14 protein-coding genes are annotated in these 12,304 nt (G+C 66.3%); 6 read left to right on the forward strand and 8 right to left on the reverse strand.

Annotated elements, in window-relative coordinates; genetic code table 11:
* Positions 1-20 precede the first annotated feature (20 nt).
* Positions 21-1,232, forward strand: a complete 1,212-nt coding sequence (locus WDN01_03730) for an FAD-dependent oxidoreductase (GenBank protein MEJ0025118.1) — start codon at positions 21-23, stop codon at positions 1,230-1,232.
* Between the two features lie 11 nt (positions 1,233-1,243).
* Positions 1,244-1,564: a 2Fe-2S iron-sulfur cluster-binding protein gene (locus tag WDN01_03735; protein MEJ0025119.1), complete on the forward strand. Its 321-nt coding sequence runs from the start codon at positions 1,244-1,246 to the stop codon at positions 1,562-1,564.
* 178 nt (positions 1,565-1,742) lie between these two features.
* On the opposite strand, the gene WDN01_03740 is transcribed toward WDN01_03735, so the two are convergent.
* The 3 genes from WDN01_03740 to WDN01_03750 all read right to left on the reverse strand — a co-directional run bounded on the left by WDN01_03740 (position 1,743) and on the right by WDN01_03750 (position 5,913).
* Positions 1,743-2,306 (reverse strand): DUF2807 domain-containing protein, encoded by a 564-nt coding sequence (locus WDN01_03740; GenBank protein ID MEJ0025120.1) that lies wholly within the window; start codon positions 2,304-2,306, stop codon positions 1,743-1,745.
* Positions 2,307-2,429: 123 nt separating this feature from the next.
* Entirely contained in the window at positions 2,430-4,817 is a 2,388-nt protein-coding gene (locus WDN01_03745; GenBank protein MEJ0025121.1) for an ATP-binding protein, read from the reverse strand.
* A gap of 331 nt (positions 4,818-5,148) precedes the next feature.
* Positions 5,149-5,913: an SDR family oxidoreductase gene (locus WDN01_03750; protein MEJ0025122.1), complete on the reverse strand. Its 765-nt coding sequence runs from the start codon at positions 5,911-5,913 to the stop codon at positions 5,149-5,151.
* Positions 5,914-5,984: 71 nt separating this feature from the next.
* On the opposite strand from WDN01_03750, the gene WDN01_03755 reads away from it, so the two are divergent.
* Entirely contained in the window at positions 5,985-7,106 is a 1,122-nt protein-coding gene (locus tag WDN01_03755) for a zinc-binding dehydrogenase (protein ID MEJ0025123.1), read from the forward strand.
* A gap of 8 nt (positions 7,107-7,114) precedes the next feature.
* On the opposite strand, the gene WDN01_03760 is transcribed toward WDN01_03755, so the two are convergent.
* Complete coding sequence (locus WDN01_03760; protein ID MEJ0025124.1) at positions 7,115-7,510, reverse strand: GFA family protein; 396 nt, start codon at positions 7,508-7,510, stop codon at positions 7,115-7,117.
* A gap of 87 nt (positions 7,511-7,597) precedes the next feature.
* The gene (gene ahcY, locus WDN01_03765; GenBank protein ID MEJ0025125.1) at positions 7,598-9,001 is read right to left on the reverse strand and encodes an adenosylhomocysteinase; all 1,404 of its coding nucleotides are present in this window, start codon (positions 8,999-9,001) and stop codon (positions 7,598-7,600) included.
* Between the two features lie 392 nt (positions 9,002-9,393).
* Between ahcY and WDN01_03770 the strand changes: the two genes are divergently transcribed.
* The 3 genes from WDN01_03770 (at position 9,394) to WDN01_03780 (ending at position 11,121) form a co-directional block, all read left to right on the forward strand.
* Positions 9,394-9,741, forward strand: coding sequence for a hypothetical protein (locus WDN01_03770; protein ID MEJ0025126.1), 348 nt, complete (start codon positions 9,394-9,396; stop codon positions 9,739-9,741).
* 118 nt (positions 9,742-9,859) lie between these two features.
* Positions 9,860-10,504 carry an ankyrin repeat domain-containing protein gene (locus WDN01_03775; protein ID MEJ0025127.1) on the forward strand — a complete coding sequence of 215 codons (645 nt, stop codon included), beginning with the start codon at positions 9,860-9,862 and terminating at the stop codon, positions 10,502-10,504.
* Between the two features lie 53 nt (positions 10,505-10,557).
* Complete coding sequence (locus tag WDN01_03780) at positions 10,558-11,121, forward strand: type 1 glutamine amidotransferase domain-containing protein (protein MEJ0025128.1); 564 nt, start codon at positions 10,558-10,560, stop codon at positions 11,119-11,121.
* Positions 11,122-11,124: 3 nt separating this feature from the next.
* Here the strand turns inward: WDN01_03780 and WDN01_03785 are convergent, their stop codons facing one another.
* The 3 genes from WDN01_03785 to WDN01_03795 all read right to left on the reverse strand — a co-directional run bounded on the left by WDN01_03785 (position 11,125) and on the right by WDN01_03795 (position 12,279).
* Positions 11,125-11,400, reverse strand: coding sequence for an HPr family phosphocarrier protein (locus WDN01_03785; protein ID MEJ0025129.1), 276 nt, complete (start codon positions 11,398-11,400; stop codon positions 11,125-11,127).
* Complete coding sequence (locus WDN01_03790) at positions 11,397-11,807, reverse strand: PTS sugar transporter subunit IIA (protein ID MEJ0025130.1); 411 nt, start codon at positions 11,805-11,807, stop codon at positions 11,397-11,399. The genes WDN01_03785 and WDN01_03790 overlap by 4 nt, the downstream gene beginning before the upstream one ends.
* 61 nt (positions 11,808-11,868) lie before the next feature.
* Positions 11,869-12,279 (reverse strand): HPr kinase/phosphatase C-terminal domain-containing protein, encoded by a 411-nt coding sequence (locus WDN01_03795; GenBank protein MEJ0025131.1) that lies wholly within the window; start codon positions 12,277-12,279, stop codon positions 11,869-11,871.
* Positions 12,280-12,304: the final 25 nt, after the last annotated feature.

Below are 12,304 nucleotides of genomic sequence, written 5' to 3' on the forward strand. Positions count from 1 at the left end.
GGACTTGAGCGGAAATCCACGTGTCCGAGCGAATCGTCATCATCGGCGCCGGCCAGTCCGGCGCGCAGGCCGTCGCGAGCCTTCGGGCCGACGGCTTTGCCGGTCCCATCGTCATGGTGGGCGACGAGCCCTTCGCGCCCTATCAGCGCCCGCCGCTCTCCAAGGCCTATCTCATGGGCACGATGGAGCGCGACCGCCTCTTCCTGAAGCCCGACGCGTTCTACAAGGAAGCCAATTGCGAGCTGATCCTCGGCGTCGCCGCGACGAAGATCGACCGCGCCGCGAAACAGGTTCACCTCGCCGACGGCCGCGCGCTGGCCTATGACAAGCTCCTGATCGCGACCGGCAGCCGCGTCCGCAAGATCCGGTGCCCCGGCGCCGATCTTCCCGGCGTGCATTATCTGCGCGGCATCGCGGACGTGGACGGTCTGCGCGACGTGTTCGAGCCCGGCAAAAAGCTCGCCATCGTCGGCGGCGGCTATATCGGTCTCGAAGTCGCCGCCGTCGCCGCCAAGCGCGGCATCGACGTGACGGTGTTCGAGGCGATGGACCGCGTCATGGCCCGCGCCGTCTCGATTCCGATTTCGGATTTCTACGATCATGTCCACCGCGCCGCGGGCGTGAAGATATTGCTCGATACCGGCGTCGAGGCGTTCGAAGGCGGCGGCAGGCTCGAAGGTGTGCGCGCCAAGGGCCAGCTCTATCCCGCCGATGTGGTGCTGGTCGGCATCGGCATCGTGCCGAACGACGAGCTCGCGCGCGAAGCAGGCCTCGGCTGCGACGACGGCATCGTGGTCGACGAACGCTCCAACGTCACCGGCGATCCGGCGATCTACGCCGCCGGCGACTGCACAAAGCATATCGGCCGCGAGGGAACGGCGCTGCGCCTGGAATGCGTGCAGAACGCGATCGACCAGGCCAAGCACGCCGCCCTCTGCATCACGGGCAAGCCCAATACCTATCGCGAAGTGCCGTGGTTCTGGTCCGACCAGTACGACCTGAAGCTCCAGATCGCCGGCCTCGCGCGCCCGTCGGACCGAATCGTGATCCGCGGCAATCCCGAGACGCGCAAATTCGCCGTCTTCCATCTGCGCGACGGCATCGTCGCCGCGGTCGAGGCGGTCAACGCCGCGCCGGAATATCTGGTGGGCCGCAAGCTCATCGCCGACGGCGCGAAGATCGCGCCCGAACGCCTCGCCGACACCTCCATCCCCATGAAATCCATCGCTTGAGCGGAGCCGCAATGCCGAAGATCAAATACATCGAACACAACGGCAAGGAACGCGAGGTCGACGTGCCCGCCGGCTGGTCCGTCATGGAAGGCGCCGTAAAGAACCTCATCCCCGGCATCGACGCCGATTGCGGCGGCGCCTGCGCCTGCGCCACCTGTCACGTCTTCGTCGACGAGGCGTGGGTCGCGAAGCTGCCGAAGAAAGAGGACATGGAAGTCACCATGCTCGACTTCGCGCCCGAGGTGGAGGTGAACAGCCGCCTCTCCTGCCAGATCAAGGTGACGCCCGAGCTCGACGGCCTCGTCGTGCGGATGCCGAAGAGCCAGCACTGAACTTCTCCTCCCTCGAGGAGTGGAATGTTTTAGCGTCGTTTCGGCCTGTGACTATCTGCACAAAAGTCGTCATTGCCCGGCTTGTCCGGGCAACCCATTTTTCTCGCTGCCAAATTGGGTCGCCCGCATGAAGCGGGCGATGACGACCTATGAGTGACGCTTCCAAGCCGAAATTGCTCTACTCCACCCGCTCGACGCTGCCGCCGCCCGCCACCGCCTGCGTGACCTGCGGATGGCCGCGATAGGTGATCGCGCCGCCGCCGTGCACCGCCGCCATCAGCATGCCGGTCGCGGTCACCGCGACCGAGCCGCCGCCATGCACCGCCGCCTCGACCGTGCCGGCGGAAATCGCATGCACGTCGATCTCGCCACCGCCATGGATGGCCGCCGCGAGATTGCTCTGCGCGGGGAAGGCGCCTTGCGTGCCGATCGCGCCGCCGCCCTCGATCGCGACGCCGGCGAGGTCGGGCGTCACGATCTCGATCTCGAGATCGTAGTGCTGCGGGCAATTCGCGTTGCAGGCGTCGATGTCGAGCTCCCGGCCGTTGCGCACGGTCAGGGTCGTGAACTGCGTGCTGCCTTTCAGAAGCGTCACGCGCTGCGCGTCGCCGTGCCGGAGCACCACATGCCCGCCGCCGCGCAGATGGATTTGCCTGAATTTCGCGACCGGCACGACGGTCGCGGCGGTCGCGGGGGCGATCATCAGGCAGGCGGCGGCGAGAAAGAGCGAAACGCGCGTCATGGGGCACTCCCGAGCGGTGAATCCGGCGGAAATCCTACGCGCCCATCGCTAGTTTCGCCGCATCGCAAAGCCGCGTCCCGGCCATGAGCGTAGGCGATGGTCGGAAAAATCCGCTCGGCGCGTTCACGCCGTTTTCTTCTCGCCCGCCGCCGGCGGCTCGTCGTGGATGCGGCGCGGGAAGTGGCAGCGCACCAGCGTGCCCCCCTCCTTGCCGTGGATATCGCTCTCGATCTCCACCCAGCCATCATGCAGCTCGACGAAGCGGTTGACCAGCGCCAGCCCCAGCCCCGCGCCGGCGCGCTGGCCGGAACGGTGCTTGGACGAGAACCGCTCGAACACATTCGCCTTCACCTCGGGCGCCAGACCCGGTCCGGTGTCCGCGACCGCGATCTGCACATCCTCGCCGGCGATGGTGCCCGACAGGGTGATCGTGCCGCCGGCCGGGGTGTATTTGAACGCGTTGGCGAGCAGATTGTAGACGACCTGCTGGATGCGCCGCTCGTCGCCTAGGAAGGCGCCGGCGTCCGGCTCCACGTCGACCTTGAGTTCGAGATCGACCTTCGCGGCCCAGTCGCGCGCCGACGCCGCCACGCCGTTCAGCAGCGCGGCGAGATCGATCCGCTCCAGCTCCAGCCGGAGCGCGCCGGATTCGATCAGCGACAGGTCCAGGATGTTGTCGATCAGGTTCTCCAGCGTCCGCGAGCCGGTGACGATGTCGTTCACGTAGTCGGTCTGCGCCCGGTTGAGCGCGCCCGGGATACCGCTCGCCAAATGTTCCGCGAAACCCTTGATTGTGTTCAGCGGCGTACGCAATTCATAGGACACATGCTTGATGAAATCGGATTTCAGGTTATCGGCCGCCTCCAGCGCCTCGTTGCGCTCGCGCAGCGCGTTCTCGATCCGCGAGCGGTCGGTGACGTCGGCGAAGGTCACCAGCGTCGCCCCGTCCGGCAGGGCCGACAGGGTCAGCGACAGGATGGTGCGGTCGTTGCGCTCGATCTCGCCCCAGTCGCGGCGCGTCGGGGCGCCCGACACGATGCTCTGGATCAGCCGCTCCCACACCGCCTCGTCGCCGAACTTGTCGGCGCAGGCCGCGGCGATGGTGCGGATATGCGGCTCGCCGTCGACATCCTTGCGGGACAACTCCCAGATCTTCAGGAATGCCGCATTGTGCAGCTTGAGCTTGCCGTCCGGCCCGAACACCGCCACCGCTTCCTGCAGGGTGTCGAGCGTCGCCGACTGCACCTTGATCTGGGTGTTGAAGGCGCTCTCCAGCGCCAATTTCTCGGTGATATCCTCGTAGAGATAGGTCAGCCCGCCGAAGGGGTGGGGCTGCGCCACCACCCGCAGCGTCTTGCCGCCGGGCACGTGCCAGGGCTCCTCCGTCGGATATTCGCGCTGCTTGTCGTAGAGCGCGAGCCGCTCGCGCTTCCAGGCCTGGTAGTCGCGCTGCTCCGGCAGCTTGCGTGCCTCGCGCAGCCTGTCGAGCATCTCGTCGTCGGTGGGGTGGCTTTCGAGCCATTTCTCCGGCAGGTCCCACAGCCGGACAAAGGCCTGGTTGTAGAAGGTGAGCTTCTGGTCGCGCCCGAAGATCGCCACCGCCGTCGCGAGCTTGTCGAGCGTATCGGCATGGGCGTCGACATGCTGCTGCAGCTTGGCTTCCGCCGCCGCGACGTCGGTCACGTCGACGGCGCTGCCGACCACGCCCCCACTTCCCAAGCCAGTGTCGTCGAGCGGCATTTCGGTGAAGGCCAGCGCCCGGCGCTGCCCTGCCACCACCGAGAACCGCCGCGCCTCGTAGACCGCGCCTTGGTTGCGCGCCGTCGCCGCGAGATCGCGCTCGGTGCGGTCGAGCGTGGCCTGTGTCGCCGCCGCGCTCTGCGCGTCCTTGGCGCCCGTCGCCGCCAGGAAGCTCTGATTGCCCCACACCAGCGACAGCGAGCGGTCGCGCAGCCAGACCGGCACGGGCAGCGCATCGAGGATGGCGCGGAAGTCGAAGGCGTCTTGTTCTTTCGCGGCGACATGCTCGACTTCGATCCACACCGCCGCCATGCCGCCGACGGCGCGCCCGCGCACGGTGAAGCCCCGTGCGTCCTTGTCGTGCGCGGTCATCGCGAAGGGCGCGCCGCGCTCGGAAAGATTGTCCAGCGCCTGGCTCAATTCCGTCGCCTCGGCGCCCTTCAGGCAGGCATCGAGCATTGTCTCCGCATTGGCGTAGGACATCGGCGTCTGGCCGTCGCGGCCCCAGACGATCAGCGATTCCCGCCCGGCCGTGATCAGCGCGTCGCGCTCGCCCACCGCCGCCCGCGTCCTTGCGCCGGACTGGCGCAACGCCCGGCGCAGCTTGCCGGCGCGGTTCTGCTCGGCCAGCGCCCAGAGCCCCGCCGCGACGGCAAGCGCCACAGCGCCCGTCGTGACCGCGCCCAGCACCAGAAGCTGCTGGGTCGCCGCGTCGGCGGTGGCGGCAAGAGCGGGGCAGGGCGCCAGCAGGAATCCGGTGAGGGCGGGCATCGCGGCCCGCAGCTTCCCGAATCCTCCCCTGACGCCAGGGCTCTTGTTCTGTCCCATCTTGGGACGCATGCCGGCTGGCCCCTCGTTCGCTTCCCAGCGACGAATCACTGTGGAATCAAGATGATAGGCGGGTTAATCGCAGCCGCAAGAGAAGGTGGTTAAGAAAGTGTAAAAAACTAGATGTGGCCAAATCCCCCAGATTTTGGGCTCATCGTCCAATAACAGAGTCATATCAGTGGATTAGAAATTCCGGGTACGGAGCGAAGCCGCTGTGGACGAATCGTCCGCGCGGCGGCCGAAGGCGTCGCCATTGCACCGACGCACCGATCGGTCAGCCCTGGAAGCGGCGATTGAGCTTGCGCATGCCGCCGATCCAGCGGGCATAGTTCGCCGCCTTGTTGCGCATGTAGTCGAGCACTTCGGGATGCGGCAGGATGAGGAAATCCTCCGCCGCGATGGCGCGCACGCACGCCTCCGCGACCTCTTCCGGCTCCATCATGCCGTCGATGCTGGCGACGCCGTCGGGATTGTCTGCCGTCATCGTCGTGCGCACCGCCTGCGGGCACAACACCGAGACCTTGATTCCCTGGTCGCCATGGGTGATGGCAAGCCATTCCGCGAGCCCGACAGCGGCGTGCTTCGTCACCGCGTAAGGCGCGCTGCCGATCTGCGACAGCAGTCCCGCCGCCGACGCGGTCGAGACCAGATAGCCGCCGCCGCGCGCCGCCATGCGCGGCACCAGATGCCGCGCCGCCCAGACATGCGCCATGACGTTGACGTCCCAGATGCGCTGCCAGCGGTCGTTCGAGACCTCCGCGCCGCCGCCGTAACCGATCCCGGCATTGGAGAAGAACAGGTCGATGGGGCCGTGTTCCTTCTCGACGGTCTCGATGAGGTGCACGATGTCCGCCTCCTTCGACACGTCCGTGGTGAAGGCAATGCCGCCGGTTTCTGCCGCGGTCGCCGCGGCGCCTTCGCCGTTCAGGTCGGAACACACGACGAGCCTGGCGCCGTCCTTCGCGAAACGCTGCGCCAGCGCCTTGCCGATGCCGCTCGCGGCGCCGGTCACGACGACGGTCTTCTCCTTGATGTCCACGAGGTTTCCTTCCGATTGCCTGCCGTCAGCTTAAGGGACAAACTCGCGCCAGAACATCCAGGGAGAACGACATGGAAGGCCTTCAGCTGCACTCGCTTTTCAAGGACAGCGGCGAACTCGAACTCTCGCTGCACAAGGTCCCCGTTGCAGAACCCGGTCCCGACGAAGTCGTCATCCGCATCCAGGCGACGCCGATCAATCCCTCCGACATCGGCCTCTTGTTCGGCGCCGCCGACATGCGCGCCGCGAAATTCTCCGGCGCGGGCGCCGACGCGAAGATCGTGGCGCCGGTTCCGGAAGGCCATCGCCGCGCCATGGCGGCGCGCGTCGGCCAGTCGCTTCCCGCAGGCAACGAGGGTGCGGGCGAGGTGATAAAGGCGGGCGCAAATGCCAAGCACCTGCTCGGCAAGACCGTCGCCGCGATCGGCGGCGCGATGTACGCGCAATACCGCACGCTGAAAGCGTCCGATGTGCTGGTGCTCCCGCCCGGCACGACGGCGGAGGAGGGCGCCTCCTGCTTCATCAATCCGCTGACCGCGCTCGGCATGGTCGAGACCATGCGCCGCGAAGGCCACACCGCGCTGGTGCACACCGCTGCCGCATCCAATCTCGGCCAGATGCTGCAGAAGCTCTGTCTCAAGGACGGCATCGGCCTCGTCAACATCGTGCGCAGCGAGGCGCAGGCGAAGATCCTGCGCGACATCGGCGCCGCGCATGTCGTGGACAGCTCCAAGCCGTCTTTCACGGACGATCTGATCGCCGCGCTGGTCGATACCGGCGCGACCATCGGCTTCGACGCCATCGGCGGCGGCAAGCTGGCCGGGCAGATCCTGGCCGCGATGGAAGTCGCGGCCGCGCGCAAGATGACGAGTTTCAGCCGCTACGGCTCGGCGACCTTCAAGCAGGTCTACATCTATGGCGGCCTCGACACCGGCCCCACCGAGCTCAACCGCGCCTACGGCATGGCCTGGGGCTTGGGCGGCTGGCTGCTCACGCTCTTCCTGATCAAGATCGGGCCGGCCGAGGTCGAGCGGCTGCGCCAGCGCGTCGCGGGTGAAATCAAGACGACCTTCGCGAGCCGCTACACCAGGACCGTGTCGCTGCCCGAGGCGCTGTCTGCCGGCGCCGTCGCCGCCTACAACAAACGCGCGACGGGCGAGAAATACCTGATCGATCCGAGCCTGGCGTTCTGAATCGCCCGTCAGTCGAGATGCTCGACATCGCCGGGGATGTCGATCCAGGCATGCTTGCGCTCCTCGTAGACCGAGAAGCTCGGCGCCGGAAACGCCGGGTCGGCGAAATTTCCCAGCGCCACCGCGACGACGTCCGGCACGTGGTCGAGCCGGTAGTACACCGTCGAGCCGCAGTCCGGGCAGAAGTGGAACGTGACCGTATTGCCGCTGTCGGCGGTGCGGACATAGCGGCTGGCGCGGCCCTCGACCGTCGCTTGCGCCGCGGGCCAGCGCGCCTGCGCCCCGAAGGGCGCGCCCGTCCGCTTCTGGCAGTCCAGGCAATGGCACACGGACACCCGCACCGGATCGCCTTCGCAGACGACGCGGAGCTGGCCGCAGGAGCAGGTGGCGGTGCGTGTGTTCATGGGCGCGACGCTATCACAGGAGCGGGCCGAAATCCGTCAGCACGAAGAAGCTCGGGCGGCATGCTGTTGCATGCCGCCCGTTTCCGATCAGTACCGGTAGTGGTCCGGCTTGTAGGGGCCGGCCTGCGGCACGCTGATATATTCGGACTGCTTGTCCGAAAGCTCGGTCAGCTTGGCGCCGATCTTCGCCAGGTGCAGCCGCGCCACTTTCTCGTCCAGGTGCTTGGGCAGGGTGTAGACCTTCTTCTGATACTTGCCCTGGTTCGCGAACAGCTCCATCTGGGCCAGCGTCTGGTTGGTGAACGACGCGGACATCACGAAGGAGGGATGCCCCATCGCGTTGCCGAGATTGACCAGCCGGCCCTCGGACAGAAGGATGATCTTGTGGCCGTCGGGGAATTCGATCTCGTCGACCTGCGGCTTGACGTTGCTCCACTTGAAATTGCGCAGGCCCGCGACCTGGATCTCGGAATCGAAGTGGCCGATGTTGCACACGATGGCCCGATCCTTCATCGCGCGCATGTGCTCGACCGTCAGCACGTCGACATTGCCGGTCGCGGTGACGAAGATGTCGGCGCGGGGCGCCGCGTCTTCCATCGTCACGACCTCATAGCCTTCCATCGCCGCCTGCAGGGCGCAGATCGGATCGATCTCCGACACCATCACGCGGCAGCCGGCCTGGCGCAGCGACGCCGCCGAGCCCTTGCCGACGTCGCCGAAGCCCGCGACCATCGCGACCTTGCCGGCCATCATCACGTCGGTGCCGCGGCGGATGCCGTCGACCAGCGATTCGCGGCAGCCATAGAGATTGTCGAACTTCGACTTGGTCACGCTGTCGTTGACGTTGATCGCCGGGAAGAGGAGCTTGCCCTCCTTCTCCATGATGTAAAGCCGGTGCACGCCGGTGGTGGTCTCTTCCGAGACGCCCTTGATGTTCTTGGCGAGCTCGGCGAACCAGCCCGGCTTCTCCTTCAGCGTGCGCTTGATCAGCGCGAAGAACACTTCCTCTTCCTCGTTGCCCGGCGTGTCGAGGAAGGCGGTGTCGCCCTTCTCGGCGCGCAGGCCGTGATGGACGAGCATGGTGGCGTCGCCGCCGTCGTCCAGGATCATGTTCGGCGTACCGCCGTCATGCCATTCCAGGATCTTGCGGGTGTATTCCCAATAGTCCTTCAGGCTCTCGCCCTTGATGGCGAACACCGGCGTGCCGCCGGCCGCGATCGCCGCCGCGGCGTGATCCTGCGTCGAATAGATGTTGCACGACGCCCAGCGGACGTCGGCGCCGAGCGCCTTCAGCGTCTCGATCAGCACGGCGGTCTGGATCGTCATGTGCAGCGAGCCGGCGATGCGCGCGCCCTTGAGCGGCTGCGCCTTGGCGAACTCGGCGCGCGTCGCCATCAGGCCGGGCATTTCGACTTCGGCCATCGCGATCTCCTTGCGCCCCCAGTCGGAAAGCGAGATATCCTTGACGACGTAGTCGGAAGCGGCTGTCATGGGGAGGAATCCTTCATGTTGGTCGAGCGTCGAAAGACGCATCTGGAATTGACGCACGCGAATTTCGAAATCGGCGACGGTCGCGCGTGACGAGCGCCGGCGCTTCACTTTCAACCGTCACGGCCGGGACCGGACACCCGGGATGACAGACGGCTTGGGCGCCGGCCGACATGGCACCCAAAACCTGGCCCCGACGGTTTCGCGGGCGGTATAGCAGCGGTCCGGAATGAGGGCAAGAAGGATATAAAGAAATCTACATATCTTTATCCGGCTGCCTTCCGTTGCCGTAGTTTCACTTGTTCCGCGCGTCGTAAAACGTCACAGTCCTATGCAAGTGTTCGAAAAAGCATCGGCGAGGAAGCGTCCCGGCGTTCACATGTCGGGGATCGCTTATGGTCAAGATCATCGAGCGTTCGGACAAGCGTCTGAAGGTTCATTGCGGCGAACGCAGCGCGAGCGCAAGCGTCTGCACCATCGACCGCGATCTCGATATCGCTGAAATTTCCTGGCTCACTCTGCGCATTCCGTTTCGCCGCAAGCGCGTGGCGTTGTCGAATGTGTTGGATATCGCGGTGCGGCGGAGGGCCCACCGAAAGGTCTATCAGCCTGTGGTCGAGTTGAGGGTCGGGGGCACGATATCGCTCGGCGGCTACACCAAGGAGGAGGCCATGGAAGCCGCGCGCGCGATCCGCGATTTCCTGCACCAAACCCGCGGAACGCTGGTCAAGACCCCGCCTTGATTTCGCGCGCGCCGGCGGTCCATCGCAGCGGACGGCGACACGATCGACATCCGCGATTTCGCGGATGCGCGCCGGGCTTTCGCGTTCTAACGTCCGAACAGGACGACGGAGCGGCTCCATGGCTTTCGAATATTTCGTGCTTGCCGCCGCCGACGATGCGGCCGCCCTCGAACCCGCTCTGGCGGGCGCCGATCTTTCCCGCATCCTCAACGAAGGCGGCGAGTCCCTCTATCGCTTCGCGCTGTTCCACGGTCATGCCAAATGCGCCGAGATGCTGAAGCGCCGCGGCGGCCTGCCGTTCCACGACGCGGCGCTGGCCGGCGAGGTAGCCCGGATCGAGACGCTTCTGGCGCAGGCGCCCTGGGCGATCGACCTGCTGTCGCCCGATGGCTGGACGGCGCTGCACCTCGCGGCCTTCTTCGGCAACGATGCCGCGGTCGAAACATTGCTCCGGCAGGGTGCGAACGCGCGCATCATGGGCCGCGCCTTCGAGCAGAACCTTGCGCTTCACGCCGCCTGTGCCGGCCGCCGAATCGGCCGTGCCGCCTTCGCCAGGCTGGTCGCCGCCACCTGCGACCCCGACGCAAAGCAGAAGCAGGGATACACCGCGCTGATGATCGCGGCCGCCAACGGCTTCACGGACGCGGTGGAGGTCTTGCTCGACGCCGGCGCCGATCGCACGACCAAGCTGCCGGACGGAAAAGCCGCGGCTGACTTCGCGCGCGAGCGCGGGCATCCGGAACTTGCGAAGCGCCTCTCCTGAGCCGGAACGCCTTTGGCCGTCGGCGGTTTTCCCTGCAGCAACAGGAGACCCGCATGACCGCCATCGCATCGTCCCGCATCCTCATCATCGCCACCGACGGTTTCGAGCAGTTGGAACTCGAGGTTCCGCGCGATCAGCTTCGCGCCAAGGGCGCAAAGGTCGACGTTGCGACGCCTGACGGCCGGCAGATCATGGGTTGGGACCGCAAGGATTGGGGTCGTCCGGCCGATGCGGATCTCAAGATCGCCGACGCGAAGATGGACGACTACCAGGCGCTCGTGATTCCGGGCGGCGTGATCAATCCCGACAAGCTGCGCATCGACGAGGACGCAATGACGCTGGTGCGCAATTTCCTCGGCGCCGGCAAGGTCGTGGCGGCCGTCTGTCATGGGCCTTGGCTCCTGGTGCAGGCCGATGCGCTCAGGGGCCGTCAGGCGACGTCCTGGCCGTCGCTGCGCAAGGATCTGGAGAATGCCGGCGCGAAATGGCTGGACGAGAAGGTGGTGGTCGACAACGGCATCGTCACCAGCCGCAAGCCGGAAGACCTTGATGCTTTCGTCGCGAAGATCCTGGAGGAAGTGGAAGAGGGCAGGCACTACCGGCGGCAGGCCGCCTGAGGCTCACTCCTCGCCGAACTTGGCCTCGGCCAGCGCGACGAGCGCGGTGATCGCCTCGACCGCGTCGGGGCCTTCGGCCTTCACTTCGATCTCGGTGCCGAGGCTCGCGGCCAGCATCATCAATCCCATGATGGAGCGGGCGTTCACCGCCTGGCCGTCCTTGGTCACCGTGATCTCGGCTTGGAATCGCGCCGCGGCTTCGACGATCTTCGCCGAGGCGCGTGCGTGCAGACCACGCTTGTTCGCGATCCGGACGATCGCGGACTTTCGCTCGCTCATTCCTTGGCGACACCGGCGAGGTCGGCGGAGCCGGCGCGCATATACTTGCGTCCCGCCTCGATCGCCTGTCGCACCGCCTCGTCCAGCGGCAGCCTGTTGCGCACATCGATCAGCTTGATGAGGCTCGGCAGATTGACGCCCGCCAGCACCTCGATCTTGCCGCGTTCGAGCACGGTCAATGCCAGATTGCACGGCGTGCCGCCGAACATGTCGGTGGCGATCACGACGCCGCGGCCGCAATCGACCGAGTTCGCCGCCGCAGCGATCTCGCGCTGGCGACGCTCGATGTCGTCTTCCGGTCCGATGCAGACGGCGCGCAGATGGGTTTGCGGACCCACCATGTGCTCCATCGCTGCAATGAATTCTTGCGCGAGGCGGCCGTGGGTGACGAGTACGATGCCGATCATGTGATGCCCCAAATGTGGGTGGAACGATAGCAAGGTTCAAGACCCGTGCCAGAGCCCAATTTCACTTGACAGTGCGCCGCTGGCGGGATTTGCCGAAAAGACCAAGTACAGCGGCGATTTTGTCGGGCGCCGACTCCTCGAAGGCATTGAGGACGATCAAGGGCGGCTGCGCGGATTGTCGCAAGGCGAGCGGTTTGGGCGGAACATAGCGCGCCGGTTCCGGCATTCGCGCCACCTGTCCCGACAGGTCGACCGCGAGGACCACCGCCGCGCTGGGCGCATAGGGAAGCTCCATAATACCGATACCGCGGACTTCCAGCAGTCCGGCGATCGTGGCCGGCGGCCTCGCGACAAGCGCGTCCTTTTCGATCGAAAGATCGCAGCGGTCGTCGGACACCAGCCTGGCATTGCGTCCGATCAGCCGCAGCGCGAGGTCGGATTTGCCGGCGCCGCTCTTGCCCAGCAGCAGCACGCCATAGGTGCCGAAGCAAACGCAG

Origin of the sequence: Rhizomicrobium sp. (genome assembly GCA_037200985.1) — a bacterium.
Taxonomy (GTDB): domain Bacteria; phylum Pseudomonadota; class Alphaproteobacteria; order Micropepsales; family Micropepsaceae; genus Rhizomicrobium.